Raw genomic sequence first — 19,007 nt, forward strand, 5'->3', positions numbered from 1 at the left:
CGTCGCCAAAGATACTACCCCCACCGCCGTTCTGGGGCGTCCAGGCGGGCCTGCGCTATGACGTCAACCCCAACCCCGATCGCGGCTTTGCCGTGCTCGGCGTTCAGGGGCTTGCGCCCTACTGGTTCGAGTCGGACACAGCTCTGTTCGTGAGCGAGGACGGCGATGTCAGCTTTCGCGGCGAATTCGAGTACGAACTGCTGCTCACCCAGCGTCTGATCCTGCAGCCAAGGCTCGAGGTCAACGCCTCGGCCCAGGACGTGCCCGAGTACGGTCTCGCCAGCGGGCTCAACAATACCGAGGCGGGTGTGCGGCTGCGCTACGAGATCAAGCGCGAGTTCGCGCCTTATATCGGCGTACGCTGGGAGCAGACCTATGGCGAAACCAAGGACATCGCCCAGGCCGAAGGCGAGGAAACGTCGTCGACCGCTTTCGTGGTCGGTATCCGCGCCTGGTACTGATAGGGAAATCACCGGATATCTAGAAGACGTTCATCTCATTAGCATAGTTGTGGACTTTTCGTACCCACTTGCGACAAGGCAAAGGGGATAGAACGCAATGGCGTTAACGGGCCTATTCACCATCATGGGCACGATCGTGGCGGGCGCCCTGCTGTTGCAGTGGGTTGCGGCACGCGCTCGTCGCGATCGCGTGGTCGAGTCGCAGAAGATCCCGTTCCTCGGGGGCAGCGCACCGCAAACGCATGCCTGGCAGCGGTTTCACGTGCGTTACTACTCGATGACGCTGCTATTCATCGCCTTCGAGATGGAGATGATGTTCATGTACCCGTGGGCAGTCGTGTACGTCGCTGAAGGCGTCAAGGCACTCGCGGAGATGGGTATGTTTCTCGCCATCCTGACGGTGGGCATTCTCTACGGCTGGCGCGAAGGTATCTTTCGGTGGCAGTGAAGATGCTCGAGCGCCTGGCGGCACGCGCCCCCGTGCCGCTATTCGTAGCCATGGGGCGCGACCGCGCCCCTGCCGTCGAGCGCTTGCTGCAGAGTGCGGATATCGACGTAACCGCCACACCCCGACACGCCAGCATCCTGTTGGTCGCGGGNCGCGTCCGGGATAGCGACCANGCNTANCTCGACCGGNTCCACGACCANCTNCCNCACCCACGCGCNACGTTCTGGTGGGGAGACGAACANGGCGACGACGTGGACGAAGCNCAGCGCGCTGCNTCATNCGACGATCCAGTAATTTCTTTACGTGCGCTTTACCGCAACCTGATTTCCGGCGCCCATGCATCGGAGACCCACCGGCTCCCGGACGAACCACCCGCACCTTGGCGCGGCAAGGGCGATCACGGTCAGGGCGGCGAAGGGATGATGGGTGGCGTGCCCTACGGGCGCATGATGCCCATGCCGCCGACGCCGGATATTCGCGACGGGCTGGCGCTGGATGTCTACACCACCCAGATCGGGCCGTTCATGCCGTACTGGCCNNCTGGANTNGTANTNGAGGTCACGTTCCAGGGCGACGTGATCCAGTCAGCCGAAGTGGTTCAGCCGCCCTANCCGCCGCGCGACGTCGATCGCGTACCGTTCGACCGCTTGTTGCACGAAACGACGGCCTTGGCCCAGATCGAGCGNGCACGCGCTGCGCACCANCTCGTGTGCATCGCCCGCCTCCTGTCGCTCGTCGGATTGCCGACACTGAGTCGGCGCGCCCAAATATTGGCGGCACGCGTACGCGCGAACGAGACCATCGCTATTGCGCCGCTGCGAAAAGCGGCCGCCCGATCCGGTTTGANGGCTGCNCTCGCNCCGGGNCTCGGTCGGATCGATGACCGACTGGCGCGTGANCTCGGNGGNCCGGNACANCGCGCTGCCGGCCACGCNATCGACNACCGCAGCGANAACCCAANGTACANNCGACTCGACTTCACGCCGGTCANGCAAACACAAAGCGACTGTCGAGCGCGTCTGGCGCANTGGTTCGACGAAGCCGAACAAGCGCTGGCGCTCGTTTCGGCGGCGCCCGACGCGATGATTGGCCAAGGCGCACTTGTCGAGGCGCCATGGGCGCTTCGGGCACCGCCGGTCGACTATCGCTTAACCGAGCTATTACCCGGACTTGAATGGAGTGAGGCGCTGCTGGTGCTCAACAGTTTCGATAGCGCCGCGCTGTGTCGCATGGCGCCACTGGAGGCCCCATGACCCCGATCGTTCTGACCGTGGCCTGGGTCGCTTTCCTCCTCGGCATGGCGTGGTACATAGCCGTGCTCGACGGTCTATGGTCGGCCGCGCGCGAAGGTCGACCGCCGCGCGCCCCGCTCGCCAACCCGCTCTACCGGTGCGCTACGATGCTGCGCCAGCAGTCCAATCTGACTGAAGCGCCGGATTTNCTGAACTGGCGTCTGGCGCCTGCACTGTATGCCGGGCTGGCCGGTACCGGCGTCGCGCTCGTGCCCTTCTCCGGTGCCAGCGTGCTTGCGGACCTCGAAGTCGGCATCGTCTGGTGGGGCGCCGTCGAAGCGCTGACGGTCGTGGTCGTCTTCCTGCACGGTTGGTCGGCCAACTCTCAACTCGGCCTGATCGGCGCCTACCGCTATGTCGCCATCGGGCTGCCGGTGATGCTGATCAGCATGTTCGTGCTTATCGCNGCGGCNTTGCCCGCCGAGTCGCTGGCNGTTCCGAAGATCATCGAATCCCAGCGCGAACTCTGGAATGTCATCCGCCAGCCGCTCGGGCTCCCGCTNTTCCTGCTGNTNGGCCTGTCTCTNAGCTTCAGAGGCCCGTTCAACTANGCNGACTCGGCNGATNTNGCNGNCGGCACNGCNNCNGAGNTNTCNGGNGCGNCGCGNCTGGTCTGGGAATTCGCGCGGCTCGCGATGCTTACAGCGGTNGCCACCGTAGCGGCCAGTGTATTCCTGGGCGGCTACCTGGGGCCCTGGCTGCCCGGGCCGGTATGGCTGGTGCTCAAGACCGCAGCCGTGCTTCTGGCCCTGGTCGGCCTCAGCCACCAGCTGGCTCGGATTTCGCCAAGTCGGATGATGACTTTGATCTGGACGGTGCTACTGCCGCTATCGTTCGTGCACCTGGTATGGGCCGGAGTACTGGCGCTATGAACGTCACCGATATCGCATTCTGGATCTTCGCGGCGATCGCCGTGGTAAGCGGCTGGCGCGTGTTCTGCACCGACTCGATGGTTCGCGCCTCGTTCCTCCTGATGCTGTCGTTCATCGCCGTCGGCTTGATCATGGTCTTGCTGAACGCGCCATATCTCGGCATCGCGACCGTCTTCATGATGGCAGTGGANATGATGGTNATGGCGNTGTTCATGGTCATGTNCATGATGAANCCGGCGGGCCTGAANCCGATGATGATGGTGCACCAGCACCGTTTNTCGATCGCGGCCGGCGTCTTCCTCTTCGCGGCACTGGCCGGTCTGATCATTGTCACGCGCTTTGCCTCCAACCCGGTCGCACCGGGCACCGAGGTCGTCGCCGGTCTCGGCAAGGAACTGCTCGGCGACTCGATGCTCATCTTCGAAACCGCCGGTGTCACGCTGCTGGCAACCATGGTTGCCAGCGTCATTCTGTCGAGCCGCAGCGGACGCTTCGGCGCCGCCGATACGGGCTCGGTACCGCCGCCCCTGGAACCGGGTGGCGAGCCGGCGGGCCGTCAGCCGGAACAGGGCGGCGGCCACGCCCATCATCACCACTGATCGAGAGGCGCTCATGACACTCACAACGATATTGGTCGTCGCCGCCGCGCTCATCGGCATCGGGCTCTACGGCACGTTGTCGCAACAGTCTTTCGTGATGCTGATGATGGGCCTCGAACTGATGCTCAACGGCGTCATGCTCGCAGCGGTCGGTTTCTGGTCGCTTACCGCAGGCGGCCTGCCGACAGGCCAGCTGCTGACCATTATCGTGATGGCCGTGATGGCGGTCGAAATGGCCGTAGGCTTCGCATTGATCACTGCGGTCTACCGCAATCGCCAGGCTGATGTCACCGAAGGCCTGACGACGCTGAAGCATTGATCATGCTCTGGCTTGTCGCCCTGTTTCCGCTTTTCGCTGCCGTNATCGTTCATGCGTCGCCGATGCAGCGCCGCCCCGCTCTGGGCGCTGCGGGCCTTGGTGTGCTGCTCGCCACACTGTTGCTGACGGTTTTTGCGGGCCTGGAGGGCTGGGTCGGACGATTCGCCTGGAGTACCCCGCTTCAGTTCGAGGTGGTGCTGACCTCACGGTCGGTCGTCATGGCGTTGCTGGTACCGGTCATTGCGCTACCCGTGCTGGCCTACGCCGCGGCCCACGAACGCTTGCAGGGTTTGAACCGTCTGGTATCGCTGTTACTGCTGTTCGTCGGCGCCATGCTGTTGCTNGTGATCGCGGCCGACCTNATCACNCTGCTTATCGGCTGGGAGCTAGTCGGCGCCTGCTCTTGGGCNTTGATCGGGCACGAACGGCAACGCGTATCGCATGCGGCCTCGGCGCGCTACGCATTCGTGATGACCCGTTTCGGCGATCTCGGACTGTTCGNCGCGGCCATGGTCGTGTTCAGGGATACGGGTACCTTCGCTTTTGCCGCGCTCGAAACCCTCGGTGGGCCGCAGCAAACGATTCTGGTTGCCGGGNTNGTNCTNAGCGCGGCNNCGAAATCCGGNCAGCTNCCNTTCGCGCCNTGGNTNTTTCGTGCCATGGACGGGCCNACNTCGGTGTCTGCNCTGNTGCATTCGGCCACCATGGTCGCTGCAGGGGCCTATCTGTTGATCCGGCTCGANCCGANNCTCGCTCAGATGCCNTGGTTNGNNCCTGCNACNATCGGNATCGGNCTCGCCACGGCNCTNGCAGGCGGTNTGACCGCNNTGCTCCAGCCNCACGCNAANAAATTGCTCGCGGCNTCCACCTCNGCNCACTACGGTTTGATGTTCGTNGCGGTCGGCGCNGGCTATCCTGAAATAGCGCTGCTNCANNTGGTNGCGCACGCGGNNTTNAAGGCNTTGCTGTTTCTNAGCGCCGGCATCGCGGGCCGNCAGGCCGTGAGTTTCNNCCTGACGNAGATGGGCTTCGGNCGCGTNCTNCCNNTCACGGCCNTGGCAACCGCGGTCGGNGNGCTCGCCNTGGCCGGNATACCACCCCTGGGCGCAGCGTGGACGAAGGAAATGNTNGTCACGGCCGCCGGGCATTTCAGCCCNTGGNTGGCGTTNGCCGTCATGCTTGCCGGCGCCCTGAGCGCGGCCTANGCCATGCGCTTTGTCTATAGCGCCTATGGCCCTAGCGCCAACGATANCAGCGCCACGTCGCGAACGACCGAAACCATAGCGACCGGTTCGCTGGCTGCCNCNANCCTGGCGCTTGCCCTACTCTGGCTGCCAGGCATACAGCAGGCGTTGGGCGGCTGGTTCGCGACCCCGTTTCCGGCGCCCCCGGCCTGGGAGACCATCGGCTCGTTGCTGGCTGTCGGTGTCGGTCTGTACGCCGGCCTCCTGATCGCGCGCCTGCACCCGGCGCTGGGCGCGAGCGGCGCGCTCGCAAGCTGCGCCGACTGGCTTGGCCTGCCCTTCGCGATCGATCGCTTGATCGGGCGCCCCATTCATGCGCTCGCACAGCGCTGCGCAGGATTCGACGATGCCATCATCGATGGCGCCGTGCGCCGAATCGGCGCCGGCGGGCTCTTCACAGCGCGTGTCGCCTATCGAGGGCTAGACCGTCTTGCCGACGGCCTGCCGGAGGGCGCCAATCGCTGGTTTGCCCTGAGCGGCGATGACAGCCGCCGTTTCCAGACCGGGCTTTCACACCACTATCTTGCCTTCATGGCCGCGGGCGCCGTGGTGTTGGCGATCATTCTCTTTGTGGGGCGATAGCATGCTCACGGCCACCATTCTGATCCCGCTGCTGGGCGCGCTCGCGTTCAGTTTCTTACGCCTGAATGAACCAGCGTACCGATGGCTCGCCTGCGGCGTAGGCAGTGCGCCGTTACTCCTGCTCGCAGCGGTCTGGCTCGGCTTCGATACCAGCGCAGGCGCACCCGCGTTCCAGTACGTCATCGACTATCCCTGGATTCCGGCACTCGGCATCGGCTGGCGTATGGGTGTCGATGGTATCGCGCTGGTAGTCGCCACAATGAGCGCCCTGCTGTTCGTCGCGGCGATCGCTTGGCCTGCGGAAACGCGGGGTCGGGCGCGAGAATACTACGCGTGGTTTCTATTTCTCGAAGCGGTATCGCTCGGCGTGTTCCTTACTCTGGATCTGGCGCTGTTCTATGTCTTCTTCGACCTGAGCCTGGTTGGTCTGTTCTTCCTGATCGGGCGTTGGGGCCACGGCGATGCCGAGCGAGCCGCGATCAAGTTCTTTGTCTATACGTTCGCCGGTTCTTTGGCCATTCTGCTGGCGATCATCGGCCTGGTGCTGGCGACCGACCCGCTGACCTTCGACATGCGTACGCTGATCGCCGAACAGGCACTCGCGGGCATGGACCTGCGCGCGACGCTAGTCCTTGTGGGATTCGTCGTCGGCTTCGGTATCAAGACGCCGTTCGTACCCCTGCATACCTGGCTGCCGCCAGCGCATGTGAATGCACCCGGGCCGGCTTCGGCCGTGCTCGCGGGTGTACTGCTCAAGATGGGCGCCTATGGTCTCATTCGCATTCCCTATTCGATGCTCAGCGAGACCTTCGCACGCTATGCTTTCGCGCTGGCCGTTCTGGCGGTCATCTCGATCCTATGGGGTGCGCTGGTCTCGATGGCGCAGCGCGATCTCAAACGCCGCATTGCCTATACGTCAGTCAATCATATGGGCTATGTGCTGCTGGGTATCGCCGCAGCCGCTACGATCGGCGGCGAGCAGGCCGCGCGGCAGATGGCGTTGACCGGCGCCACCGTGGAAATGGTCGCGCACGGGCTGATCACCGGCGCGCTGTTCTTAATCTGCGGCGCGTTCTGGCAGCGCACCGGCGACTACGACCTCGAGCACTACGGCGGGCTGAGCCAGGTCGCGCCGAACCTCACGCGTTTCACGGTTCTCGCGTCGTTCGCGAGCGTGGGTTTGCCAGGGCTCGCCGGTTTCGTTGCCGAACTGCAGATATTCGTCGGTGCTTTCAGCGTCTATCCGTGGCTGGCCGCCACCGCGCTCTTGGGTATTCTCATTACCGCCGCGCTCTTCCTGCAGATGCTGCAGCAGCTGTTCTTCGGTGAGCTGCCGGCCGACCGCCAGGGTTTCGGGGATCTCGCGCGCGTCGAAATCGGTACCCTCGCCATACTCGCACTGCTGATCGTGGTGATCGGCATATATCCAAATTGGCTGCTGCAACCGATCAACAGTGCAACCGACTTTTTGACGGCCGGGTTCTAGGATGCCGGTCGGCGACGTTCTCCCCGAACTCAGCGTTCTGGTCAGCACGGTGGCGCTGCTACTGGCGGCGAGCTTCATGCGCGAGCGCGATCAATGGTTGGCCGCCCCGGGCGCGCTCATCGGTCTGGCCATGGCAGCCGCGTTCTGTATCGCCCAACTGGGCGAAGCCCCGAGACTGACTTTTTCAGGGGTCTGGGCCCTCGACGGCGCCAGCATCTGGGCGCGCGTGATCATCCTGGCCACGGCCGCCTTGAGCGTTCTGCTGACGCCCGAGTGGCTGCGCAGCGACCGGCGCCACGGCGAATACTATGCGATCTTGTTGTTGGCCACACTCGGGGCCATGCTGCTAGCCGGCGCGGCAGATCTGATGCAATTGATCATGGCCGTCCTTCTGTCCTCGGTGACGGGCTATACGCTGGCCGCCTACCACCGTAACTGGCCGCTGTCGGTCGAAGCCGGCATGAAGTATTTTCTGGTTGGCGCGCTGGCGAACACCCTACTCGTACTTGGTGTGACGTTGATGTTCGGGCTGTTTGCCACCACGGACTACGGCGAGCTGGCCGCCCGCACGAACGACAGTCCGCAATGGATGACGCTCGTCGCCTTCGGCCTCGTCGTTGTGGGTGTCGCGTTCAAGCTCGCGGCCGTGCCGGCCCATACCTGGATGCCGGACGTCGCCGAGGGCGCCCCGCCGCCCGCCGCCGCCTTTCTCACTATCGCACCCAAGGTCGGCGCGGCCATCGCGCTGGCCCGCTTCGTCGACCTGTTCCCGCAGCAAGACATTGCCTGGCGCGCCGTGGTTGCCACGATCGCGGTCGCGACGATGACCATCGGCAACCTGGGCGCGCTTGGTCAGAATGACGTGCGGCGCATGCTGGGCTGGTCCTCGGTCTCGCAATCCGGCTACGCACTGATGGCGGTTGTCGTGCTGGGGCTCGACCCCTATGCCCTGCCGGCTTTGCTGTTCTTTCTCGCGGGCTATGCCGTCGCGAACCTCGCAGCATTCGGTGTCGTGACGCAGCTACGCGGGCGCACGAACCTAGCCGACTATCGCGGCCTAGCCACCGCGCATCCGTTGCTCGCGGCCGCACTAATCCTGAGTTTCCTATCGCTGGTGGGTATTCCACCGCTTGCCGGTTTCGTCGGCAAGCTGGCGCTGTTCGTCACCACGATTGAATCCGGCTACGCCTGGCTGGCGGTGGTCGCGCTGGTCAATACCGTCGTTTCGCTAATTTACTACCTGCGCGTGCTTGCACCCGTATATTTCGCCGAGCCGGCACGGCCCATGCACATACTCGGCTACTGGGCGGCAGTCTCTGTCTTCTTATGCGCCTCGCTCACCGTCGCTCTGGGCGGCTTAGCAGATCCGCTATGGCGGATGCTGTCACAAGCCACCATTCTTCCCTAGGCAGCTACTGAAATAGCCCTTGAGTGTTCGCACGGTGCTCGGCCGGAAAAGTGAGCCGATGCCGACATCGCCTATTCTGAGCAGATTTGCCAAATGACTTGTTCTTTCAGAACATTTCGACGGTCGCACGTGTTTCGAACGGCACAAGGCGTAACACTTCTAATTTGGCCGATGAAACACCCGACTAGAAGTGGTGGCATTAACCGGTTTTTAGTCTTCGAAAGCCTCGGCCTGCTCAGGCGCGAACGCTTCGAGTCCAGATATTGGTTTTGTGGCTCCTACACTACGGCGACTCGCCACTTGGCGATCATGAGCTTCATTCCGATTAAGCGTCTCGCTCCGGTCTGCAATCAGAGTTTCGGCTCGTTTGATTTGCTCGTCGGACATTAAGCTCAGGATGAGCGCCTGCTCTTTTATAGCCGCTTCTAGCCCTTTGTTTGCTGCTAATGAAACCCACACGTAGGCCTCGACAAGATTGACTTCATCGCCCTGCGCGCGCTGGTACAGCTTACCAAGGTTGTACTGAGCGACAGCAGAATTCTGTCTTGCTGCGCGCTTAAACCATCGCCGAGCCTGCGTCAGGCTTTTATCAACGCCCCTGCCCTGGGCGTACTTCACCGCCAAGTTAATCTGGGCGTCGACGTGACCCTGGGTCGCGGCTTTCAAGTACCACCGAATGGACTCAACGTCATTTTGGTTTACCCCAATTCCTTTTTCATAACACCATCCGGTATAAAACTGCGCAGCCGCAAACCCCTGCTTTGCAGCTAATAAGTAATACATTGCGGCGCGCTCACGTCGATTGTCGTGAGCTGCTCTACCTTTGCGATAGAGTTCTGCGAGACTGAATTGCGCAGGAAGAATTCCTTGATCGGTCGCTTTTTGCAACCATTGCATTGCAGCCTCCGAGCTTTCCCCAAGACTAGGGCTTTGGCGCAACAAAAGGTACAAATTGTATTGGGCAGCCGCATGACCTTGCTCAGCTGCCTTGCGCAGCCAGCGATACGCCGCGGCGGCGTCCTGTGTCACGCCTCCTCCCACAGCCAATGCGCCGCCTACTGAATTTTGTGCGTTAGGGTCGCCACGCTCGGCGCGCTGCAGAGTCGACTCAAAACGCTCTCGGATCACTTCGCTTTTAGCAGTAATTTCGACCGCGAGAGCGTTGCTATGGTCCAGAGTAAGTAAGCTAGCGAATATGGCAATAACAAACCGAACCATTCCAGACCTCTTTCCCATGGTTACCACCGTTAAAGCTGCGCAATCTAGTAGCGTGCTGCAGCGTCCGCGGAATACGAGCTAGCTTCTTGGTGGGTTTCCGGCTGCAATGTGCTGTGTCCGACACCAAAATCTCGCTGCAGCAGTTCTTGCAGCTTGGGGAGAACCTCTTCCCACAATCCGATCTGGTCGAGCTTTATTTGCGCCGATAACGCATGTCGGCTCGATGAGAGAGACCAAACGTGCACGTGGTGCGCCTCGACGACACCGTCGACCTCAGCTATAGCCCGCTTTAGCTTATCGATATCAATGTGACTCGGCGTGCCTTCCATTAGTACGCGCAGCACATCTCGCAGAACATTCACGCTTGCGAAACCAATCAACAGACTAATGAAGAGTGATAACAGCGGATCGATCGGCAGCCACCCAGTGAGATAAATGACCAGCCCGGCAAGAAGGGCCGCGACAGATCCCGCCAAATCACCCATCACATGCAACAGTGCGGCCCGCACGTTCATGTTTTTTTCGCCCCGCATCAGAATCCACGCAACGGCAACATTTACGAGTAAGCCGATGAAAGCGACGATCATAACGGTCGTTCCGCCAACTTCCTGTGGATTTGCAAGTCGTTCGAAAGCGGCAAAAACAATCCACACCACAATACCCAGCATGAACAGAACGTTGACCAACGCGCCTATAACTTCGGCGCGCGCAAATCCATACGTATGCGTTCTCGATGCGCGACGCTGACTTAGCCATGCCGCAAAAGCGCCGATTCCGAGAGATAAGGAGTCGGTGATCATATGTCCCGCATCGGCAATCAGGGCCAGTGAGTTGGCCCAAAGGCCACCAGCCACCTCGACGCCAGCGTATGCACTCGTAAATACCAGCGATACGATCAGCAGTTTGGTGCTACCGCTATGGCTATGCCCGCTATGGTCATGTTCACTCATTTGAGCTCCCCGATTCCGGCGATATTTGCACTGCGGCCTCGTTGCGATGACCGTCGCTAATTCGAATGGCGTCCCGTAGGTCCGATATGAATACCTTCCCGTCGCCTGGATGGCCGTCGCCGGTGCGTCCGCTGGCCACGATTGCGTCAACCACTGTCCTAGCAAGTGATTCCGGCACATCGACTTCGAGCTTGGCCATTTTGACCCGCTCTAACCCGCCATCCTGAACGTGGCCATATTCTTGTAGATGCACCACGGCGATTCCTGGTATGCCTTCAATATGAGCCAGCTCTGAAATCACCTGTTCGAGCATGATTTCACGTACATAAGCCTTGATTTCCTTCACCATCAGTCTCCTTTTGCTAGCTTGAGTTCGCAGATGTGTGCCGTTGGCGTGACTGGTGACCGTAGTAGCTCGGTCATACCGCCGTTACGTACAGCTCACGCGACGTGTTTGCTCTGCGCTACCCGATTTTCATCATTCTTGTGTAAAACCAACCAAAGTAATCCCAGCCCCGCCAATGCGGCGATTAAGGAGCCAGCCAAAATGCCAACGCGTGCGGCCGATGCGATCGCCGGATCTGTAAACGCAAGGCTGGTCAAGAATAAAGCGATAGTGAAACCAACGCCGGCGAGAAGCCCCAGACCGGTCAGAGCTGACCAAGAGAGTCCATCCGGGAGTTTTGTCCGGGACGAGAGGGTGGCCAGCCGTACGGCCATCACAACGCCAAGAGGTTTGCCAACCACCAGACCGACGCCGCTCCCGACTAGAACCCATAGGCTGGCATTATCAGCGAGACTAATTTCGCTCAGATCAACCCCTGCATTGGCGAGCGCGAACGCCGGCATGATCAGGAATAACACCCACGGCTCTAGGCGATGTTGCAGGATATTCAGCGGCGATAATGCGCCTCGCCTAACGCGTTCCAGTTCTTCTAGGAGCCGACGTTTTGAGGACGAGGCTTCGCGCAATAGGTGTGGAATGCGTTCAGCGGCCTGTTCATTGTATGAATGCGTATGGCGTGGCGCGGAAAGCGGCGTCAAGAACCCGAGCAAGACGCCCGCAACGGTCGGATGAACGCCGGATTTCTCCATCGCCAGCCAGATGGCAGCGCCAACCAACCAATAAACTAAAAATGCATGGACCCCGGCACGACGCATCGCGTAAACGAGAGCTAGCCCGAAAGCCACCACGAGCAATGGGATAGTGGTGATCTTCGCCGAATAGAACAGGGCTATCACGGCAACCGTGCCGACGTCATCGATAACCGCAAGTGCCAGTAGGAATGCCCGCCAGCTCGCGGGCACCCGTTTGCCTAGTAGGGTGAGAAGCGCAATAGCAAACGCAACATCTGTCGCCATTGGTACGGCCCATCCCCCGGGATCCCCCGCCGGTAGGTTAAGAATCAGAAAAACTGCGACTGGCGCTAGCATGCCGCCTAGCGCCGCAACCACTGGCAGGACCGCTTTGTCTCGGGTGGACAGAGCACCGCTGAGAAATTCGTACTTCACCTCGAGACTGACGTGAAAGAAGAACAGCGCCATCAATGCCTCATCGATCCATTCGTGGAGCGAAAGTGACAGCTCTACATCGCCCAGACGAAGAGAAAGTTCAGTGTTCCAAAAGTCTGCGTAGCCCGGTAATAACGATCCCGCAGAGTTGGCCCATAGCACCGCGAGCGCAGTAGCCATAACCAGAACAATGCCGCTGGATGGCCCATACGCCGCGAAGCGCCGTATGGGCCGTAACAGCCGCTCGGCCAGGGGATGCTGATCTGAAATCACATCAGACATGGGTGGCACTCCTAACAAACCTGCCGACCTGTCAAGGCGGTGGCGGACATGCTGCGAAGATGTCTTGTCCGGGCCGGTAGACCTGTGTCTGTACCGCGAACAGACCTAGAACCGTGTCGAACAAATTATCCTGGCTATACTCTTGATCATTCACTTGGCTCATGCACTTGCGCTCGAGTCCCCGCCCCTTCCTAAAATCAGACGAGGTCCAAACCATCAGCGGCACATGGGTTTGTTCATGCGGCGCTATTAAGTACGGTAGGCCGTGAAGGTAAATGCCGCTCTCGCCAAGCGACTCGCCATGGTCGGACATATAAATCATCGCGCTCGCATAGCGATCGGAGTTCCTTTTTAGAAACTTCACAACCCTAGAGAGCACGAAGTCGGTATATAAAATGGCGTTGTCGTAGGCGTTTATCAGCTCTTGGCGGCTACAATCCTGCGGGCGATTGCTACGGCATTCAGGCTGGAATTTGCGAAACTCAGGCGGGTACCGTTTGTAGTATTCAGGCCCGTGGTTGCCCTGTTGATGAAGCACAATGAAAGTGTCTCTCGAGGGCTCGTTTAGCGATTCATCCAGCCGATACAATAAAATTTCGTCAAAACAGCCATCTTCATTGCAATAATTAGGCACGTCCATCTGAGCTGTGTTTTGTGTTTTTACCCTGGCGCAAACGCCCTTGCAGCCGGAGTTGTTTTCACGCCATAGCACACGTACCCCGGCGTGTTTCAGGACATCTAATAAATTCTCGCTGTTATCCGACACGAACTCGTCATAACTGCTGCGGTTTTGGCGCGAGAACATACAGGGCAGAGACACTGCAGTAGCAGTGCCGCAGGAATATACGCTGTCAAACTTGACAATCTCTTCTTGGGCCATGAGCGGCATGGTCCTCCGCTCATAACCTTCCAAGGTAGCGTTATGAGCACGCACCGTTTCCCCTAGAACGAAAACCACGAGCCTTGGCTTGCCGCCGGGTGAGCTATGCTGTCGTTGGTAGGCGTCGCGGCCCAATGGCCGAAGTGCCGCCTCACCGGCACTTAACTCGGCAGCCAGCAACTTTCCAGCCGAGTAAATGGAATAACTCGGATTAATCAAATAACGTAAATTTCGATTTTCGCGCCCTACTAGTGAAAATTCTTTGTAATGGCTATAAAGTGCCGCCCCGGCTACTGCTAAAGCTAGCGCCATCGTCAATATTTGCCGACCCAATTGTCTAGGAAAAGTCGCATAGCGCACGGGAACCCACCACACAACCAACGCCGGCAAAACTCCGGCCCATAACACATGCCAAAACAAAACCGGGCTCAATAAACCGTCAACCTCCCTAGGGTCGGTTTGTATCGTGTTGCGCAGCATTCCGTCATCAATCACAACACCGTAGGTATCCATGAAATAGCTATTAACAGATGCCAGGACGAGTAACACGGAAATAAACGGCTTAAAAAGAAAACGTAAGCCAAATGGTGCGATAGCCAACGTGAAAGCGGCGACAAGAAATACGAAGATTGCGGCGAAAAACCCAAAGTTCCCCCGCCAGGAAATATCTGCCGCACTTGCCGCCGCACTCCAAAATGAGTTATTGGCAGTAGTCACTAGAAACAGCGCCACGGCCAATGCGAGCACGGAGGTCGTCACACGCAGGCGCGAAACCCGATGGTCGAAGGATTTGGCCGCTACCATCGCGACCACCTCCAAACGTTTGCGACTTCGTTTTGTGGCTCACCCGCAAACTCTGGGTGCCTGCAGCGTGGAACACCCTGACTAACAAGTGACCTATACCCAATGGCCCCTATGATATTGGGCTTATATTTAGTTAGCGCATAGATCGCTAAACTATGCCTGTAGCTCCAAACGAGACCACCATTCACTCGGCCGATGTATTCGTGAGAATTCTTCGCAGTACTCCGCTGCGAATCAATCGAGGGCGCTTGCCCTGAAATCACCTGGTCGAGCGGGACTTGCGCCATATGGGTGGGTGTTACCTCCATGATCAGCCCCTCCTCACAGCTCGACTTCGCGCCGTGGTTCGGCGAACCAGTGGTACACGGCAGGCAATACCAATAACGTCAGGAGCGTTGAAGTCACGAGGCCGCCGATTACGACTGCGGCCAACGGCCGTTGCACGTTCGATCCGATACCGTTAGCCATGAGCAGCGGGATTAGTCCCAGGATCGCTGTCAGCGCGGTCATGAGTACGGGGCGCAGCCGATGTTCTGCGCCGGTGCTTACCGCCTCATCGAGCTCCATACCGTGATCACGCAACTGATTGATGTAGGAAACCAGCACGACCCCGTTTTGAACGGCTACGCCGAACACCGCGATAAAGCCAACAGCAGCGGGCACGGATAGATACAGTCCCGACAACCAGAGCGTGAAGATACCGCCGATGATTGCGAACGGAACGTTCAAAAAGATCAGCGCCGCATAGCGCAGACTCGAGAATGCGCTGTAGAGCAACAAAAAGATCAGCGCCATCGTGACGGGTACGACGAGATAAAGGCGCTTCATGGCCCTTTGTTGGTTCTCGAACTGGCCGCCGAAGTCAACGAAATAACCGGGCGGCATATCGATGTCGCGATCGATACCGGCACGCAGATCGTTTACGACGCCGCCCATGTCCCGCCCGCGAACGTTCATCTGCACATACAGACGTCGACTGGCGTTCGATCGTGATATCTGCTTGGGACCGGTATAGACGTCCACGTTCGCCACTCGTGACAGCGGAATCAACGCGCCGCCAGGTGTCCGAAGATTCAGGTCTCGAATCGCATCGATCCGCTCACGTTGGTTCGCCTGCAGCCGTAGGAAAATATCGAACCGCCGCACGCCGTCGAAGACCTGGCCGACGGAAGCTCCCCCGACCCCTACGGACACGGTGTTCAAAACGTCGTCCACGCTAATTCCATAACGCGACAAGGCTTCGCGGTCTGGCTTTATGACGATCTGCTGTTTGCCGCCCTGCTGCTGGACACGCACATCCACAGCACCGGTGGTATTACGCGCGAGTTCGGCGACCTGCTGGCCGACCTCAGCTAACTTGTCGAGGTCATCGCCGAAGATACTGACCACGAGCTGTGCTTGAACGCCTGAGAGCAATTCATCGGTTCTAAGCTGGATCGGCTGAGAAAAGTTATTCGCCAACCCGGGAACGCGCGCTTGAAGGCGCTCGGACATCGCGTTCTGAAGACCTTCGTAAGAACGCCCACTTCGCCAGGCATCGAGGGGTTTCAGGTTGATGGTCGTTGCGACCACATTGACCGGTTCGGGATCGCCGCCGACTTCAGCACGACCGACACGTGAATAGGCGCCGGTAACTTCGTCGAATTCTCCGACGGTATCTTGTATCCGCTTGCCGTACGCAATCGCGGAATCCAAGCTCGCCCCGGGTGGCAGTGTGGAGCGAACCATGAATGTGCCTTCCCGTAGGGTCGGGATGAACTCAGTACCCAATTGCGGAAAAACAGCGAGACTCGCAATGAATAAGATGAGCGCTGTCCCTACTACAACGATCGGTGCTTTTAGCGCGGCGTCGCGCATCGGGCGGTAACCGGCCTTCATCCACGACACAAACCGCGGCTCCCGCATCGTGGTAACACGTCGGAATGCCAGTATTGCCAGCACGGGTACGAGTGTGAGGGATAGCAACAGAGCTGCGGCCAACGCGAAGCTAATCGTGTAAGCCATGGGCGAGAAGAGTTTTCCCTCGACGCCCTGCAGGGTGAACAACGGAAGGAAGACAATGATCACGATGGCGACCGCGAAAACGATCGGTCGCCCAACTTCTCGAGCCGCGGCACCAATCAAATCCGCCATGCTCGCGGTCTTGAGGTCCTGTTCCTCAAAATGCCGGAAGATGTTTTCGATCATGACGACCGAGCCGTCGACCATCATCCCAATGCCGATCGCCAGCCCGCCGAGGCTCATCAAGTTCGCCGACAAGCCGGACACGTGCATAGCAATGAATGCTACAAGTAGCGACAGCGGTACGCTCGACACGACAATGAGTGTCGATCTCAAGTTGCCCAGGAACAAGTACAGCAATATCAGGACTAGTACGGCGCCAATTAAAAGCGCTTCGACGACCGTATTGATCGCCTTGTCTACTAGCTCGGCCTGAGAGTAGTAGACTTTGGCGACCATACCGTTAGGCAACGACTTATTGATTTCCTCGAGCTTTGCATTCGTATCCTCGAGGACGCGCTGGGTATCCGTTCCGATCAGCTTGAGAACGTAACCGCCAACAGATTCTTCGCCGTTGGCGAGTTCTGCACCACGTCGAATGGCTCGCCCGTAGCTGACTTCGGCGATATCTCGGATATAAACCGGCTGATCATTGCGCGTGTCTACTCGGGTGTTGCGCAGATCAGACAAACCCTGCTCGCCCGAAGAGACCCAACCATACCCGCGGATAATGTATTCCTCGCCGCCGCGCTCGATGAATGAAGCGCCGACGTTTCGGTTGTTGCGCTGTAGCGCTTCGCGAACGTCGGCCGGCGTCAAGCCGCGGGCCGTCATCGCACNCATGTCCAGGCGGACTTGATACTGCTTTTCGTAACCACCGATCGAGAGCACGCCAGTCACACCATCGACCGTACGCAGCTGTGGTTTGATCAGCCAGNCTTGGGCTGTACGTCTTTCTGTAAGCGAATAGTCCGCGCCTCCCTCATTCTCGACTGTATACATGAGAATCCGACCAAGTCCTGTCGTGATAGGACCGAGTTGTGGCTCACCTAGGCCACTTGGGATGTTGCGACGGGCTTCCGAAAGCCGCTCGTTCACGAGCCGTCGGGCAAAATAGATATCCGTGCCGTCTTCAAAGTAGACGTCAACCCGCGATAGCCCGAAAATGGACGTGGACTGTACTTTTTCGAGACCGGGCAATCCGTACATGCTGATCTCAATCGGATAGGAGACCAACGTTTCAATGTCCACCGGCGACAGCCCCTCGCTCGCGGTATATACCTGTACGAGAGCTGGCGTCGCGTCCGGGAAAGCATCCACTGGTAGTGCACGCAGCGAGAAATAGCCGCCGATTGCCAGCGCGAAAACCGCGACGAGCACCATGAGCCGGTTCGCCATCGCCAGGCGAATAATTGCGTTAATCATGGCGCCCTCCTAGTGGCTGTGTGCGGCGCTACGGCCACCGGCGGTAAGCGCAGCTTTCAGATCGAATGCGCCGCGCACAACCAAGGTGTCGCCAGCTTGAATCCCCTGCCGGATTTCTACCTGGCCTTGATTTTCTGNGCCGGTGCTTACCGGTTGAAACGTGTAAGCGCCCTCGGGTCCAGCTGGCAGAAACACGCCTTCGCGCTCACCGATTTGTTGCACTGCATCCACGGGAACAAGCGCTATACGTGAGCGCTTACCGCTAGACGCCCCGGCGTCGATNTNGGCNTCNGCAAACATGCCGGCTCTAAGCAAACCNTCNGGNTTTTCGACGACNGCNCGNACACGNACCGTTCTGGCNTGTTCGTCGAGCTGNGGCGAGATCCAGTCGATCNNNCCNANAAAGNTTTCATCCGGCANTGGNCGNACNGTGAANCNCACTTNCTGNCCTTTTTNTAAGTNCGGCAGCGCTTGCTCNGCNGCATCGATCATCAACCACATCCGNGTGTTNTCNACGACNTGGATCGGTGTTTCGTTAGCACCAAGTGTTTGGCCAGCAACCAGATCGCGTTTCGCGATAACGCCGTCGCGGGGCGCAACCAACTCAAGTCGCGACAAAGGCTCGTCCCCACCACTGCGAATTGCATCGACCGCCGCATTGTCGAGGCCGTAAAGCTTGAGTTCGGCACGCTTCGCACGTCGCTCCGCCTTTGCTTGTTCGTATGCGGCACGAGACTCAGCGAGATCCGAATCGCTCACGATCTGATCCGCAGCCAATTTGCGGTCTCTCGCGTAGGCGGCCTGGCGCGTGTTAAAGCGCGCGGCCGCTGTTAGATATGCCGCCTTTTCCTTGCCTAAGGCGACACTATCGAGTACTGCAAGTGTTTCACCACGCGATACTGCTTCACCAAGGTCCGCCGTTACTTTGACTACCTTGGCTTGCAGTCGCGGCCCCACACGAGCGACGCGGTCGGCGTCGAAATGTAGCGTCGCTGGCGCTTGGATCGACGCACTCGCTGTACCGCTTTCGGCCTGGCCAATTGCGATGTCGAGTTGCTGAAACTGCTCCGCGCTGAGCTTAACGCTGTCCGGATTTTCTTCCCCGTGCCCGTCATGGCCACTTTCGCCTTCAGCGTGGTCAGACCCAAGTTCGCCTTTTTCGACGNCATCGTGTTCATCACTGGCATGCCCGGCTTCGTCATGGCCGTTATGTTCGCCGCGTTC

16 protein-coding genes and 1 pseudogene are annotated in these 19,007 nt (G+C 59.4%); 10 read left to right on the forward strand and 7 right to left on the reverse strand.

Going from position 1 to position 19,007, the window contains the following annotated elements; all coding sequences use genetic code 11:
- The 10 genes and pseudogenes from CMN27_RS00005 to CMN27_RS00045 all read left to right on the forward strand — a co-directional run.
- On the forward strand, positions 1 to 461 hold a 461-nt coding region (locus CMN27_RS00005), incomplete at its 5' end, for a copper resistance protein B (protein WP_293623267.1).
- A gap of 97 nt (positions 462 to 558) precedes the next feature.
- On the forward strand, positions 559 to 909 hold the full coding sequence (locus tag CMN27_RS00010) for an NADH-quinone oxidoreductase subunit A (protein WP_123592614.1): 351 nt from the start codon (positions 559 to 561) through the stop codon (positions 907 to 909).
- A 524-nt stretch (positions 910 to 1,433) separates the two neighbouring features.
- Complete coding sequence (locus CMN27_RS17400; RefSeq protein ID WP_366515370.1) at positions 1,434 to 2,162, forward strand: hypothetical protein; 729 nt, start codon at positions 1,434 to 1,436, stop codon at positions 2,160 to 2,162.
- Positions 2,159 to 3,073 (forward strand): NADH-quinone oxidoreductase subunit H, encoded by a 915-nt coding sequence (locus CMN27_RS00015; RefSeq protein WP_293623274.1) that lies wholly within the window; start codon positions 2,159 to 2,161, stop codon positions 3,071 to 3,073. Before CMN27_RS17400 ends, CMN27_RS00015 begins: the two co-directional genes overlap by 4 nt.
- Positions 3,070 to 3,672: an NADH-quinone oxidoreductase subunit J gene (locus CMN27_RS00020; RefSeq protein WP_293623276.1), complete on the forward strand. Its 603-nt coding sequence runs from the start codon at positions 3,070 to 3,072 to the stop codon at positions 3,670 to 3,672. The genes CMN27_RS00015 and CMN27_RS00020 overlap by 4 nt, the downstream gene beginning before the upstream one ends.
- 13 nt (positions 3,673 to 3,685) lie before the next feature.
- The gene (nuoK, locus tag CMN27_RS00025) at positions 3,686 to 3,991 is read left to right on the forward strand and encodes an NADH-quinone oxidoreductase subunit NuoK (RefSeq protein ID WP_209064678.1); all 306 of its coding nucleotides are present in this window, start codon (positions 3,686 to 3,688) and stop codon (positions 3,989 to 3,991) included.
- A 332-nt stretch (positions 3,992 to 4,323) separates the two neighbouring features.
- Positions 4,324 to 5,154: pseudogene (locus CMN27_RS00030) on the forward strand (proton-conducting transporter membrane subunit); the annotation flags it as partial.
- A gap of 189 nt (positions 5,155 to 5,343) precedes the next feature.
- Positions 5,344 to 5,817, forward strand: coding sequence for a hypothetical protein (locus CMN27_RS00035; RefSeq protein WP_293623308.1), 474 nt, complete (start codon positions 5,344 to 5,346; stop codon positions 5,815 to 5,817).
- Position 5,818: 1 nt separating this feature from the next.
- Positions 5,819 to 7,303 (forward strand): NADH-quinone oxidoreductase subunit M, encoded by a 1,485-nt coding sequence (locus CMN27_RS00040; protein WP_293623278.1) that lies wholly within the window; start codon positions 5,819 to 5,821, stop codon positions 7,301 to 7,303.
- 1 nt (position 7,304) lies between these two features.
- A complete protein-coding gene (locus CMN27_RS00045; RefSeq protein ID WP_293623280.1) occupies positions 7,305 to 8,711 on the forward strand; it encodes an NADH-quinone oxidoreductase subunit N in 1,407 nt (468 codons plus the stop codon).
- A 210-nt stretch (positions 8,712 to 8,921) separates the two neighbouring features.
- On the opposite strand, the gene CMN27_RS00050 is transcribed toward CMN27_RS00045, so the two are convergent.
- The 7 genes from CMN27_RS00050 to CMN27_RS17405 form a co-directional block, all read right to left on the reverse strand.
- Positions 8,922 to 9,929 carry an SEL1-like repeat protein gene (locus CMN27_RS00050; RefSeq protein ID WP_293623282.1) on the reverse strand — a complete coding sequence of 336 codons (1,008 nt, stop codon included), beginning with the start codon at positions 9,927 to 9,929 and terminating at the stop codon, positions 8,922 to 8,924.
- Between the two features lie 44 nt (positions 9,930 to 9,973).
- Positions 9,974 to 10,879, reverse strand: coding sequence for a cation diffusion facilitator family transporter (locus tag CMN27_RS00055; RefSeq protein ID WP_293623284.1), 906 nt, complete (start codon positions 10,877 to 10,879; stop codon positions 9,974 to 9,976).
- Positions 10,872 to 11,228 carry a P-II family nitrogen regulator gene (locus tag CMN27_RS00060; protein WP_006912609.1) on the reverse strand — a complete coding sequence of 119 codons (357 nt, stop codon included), beginning with the start codon at positions 11,226 to 11,228 and terminating at the stop codon, positions 10,872 to 10,874. The genes CMN27_RS00055 and CMN27_RS00060 overlap by 8 nt, the downstream gene beginning before the upstream one ends.
- A gap of 92 nt (positions 11,229 to 11,320) precedes the next feature.
- Entirely contained in the window at positions 11,321 to 12,673 is a 1,353-nt protein-coding gene (gene nhaA, locus CMN27_RS00065) for a Na+/H+ antiporter NhaA (RefSeq protein WP_293623289.1), read from the reverse strand.
- 31 nt (positions 12,674 to 12,704) lie between these two features.
- Positions 12,705 to 14,357: a phosphoethanolamine--lipid A transferase gene (locus CMN27_RS00070; protein ID WP_209059974.1), complete on the reverse strand. Its 1,653-nt coding sequence runs from the start codon at positions 14,355 to 14,357 to the stop codon at positions 12,705 to 12,707.
- Between the two features lie 321 nt (positions 14,358 to 14,678).
- The gene (locus tag CMN27_RS00075; RefSeq protein ID WP_293623291.1) at positions 14,679 to 17,783 is read right to left on the reverse strand and encodes a CusA/CzcA family heavy metal efflux RND transporter; all 3,105 of its coding nucleotides are present in this window, start codon (positions 17,781 to 17,783) and stop codon (positions 14,679 to 14,681) included.
- A gap of 9 nt (positions 17,784 to 17,792) precedes the next feature.
- Complete coding sequence (locus CMN27_RS17405) at positions 17,793 to 18,830, reverse strand: efflux RND transporter periplasmic adaptor subunit (RefSeq protein ID WP_366515371.1); 1,038 nt, start codon at positions 18,828 to 18,830, stop codon at positions 17,793 to 17,795.
- Positions 18,831 to 19,007 lie beyond the last annotated feature (177 nt).

The sequence above is a fragment of the Salinisphaera sp. genome (genome assembly GCF_002729955.1).
In the GTDB taxonomy this organism is placed as follows: Bacteria; Pseudomonadota; Gammaproteobacteria; order Nevskiales; family Salinisphaeraceae; genus Salinisphaera.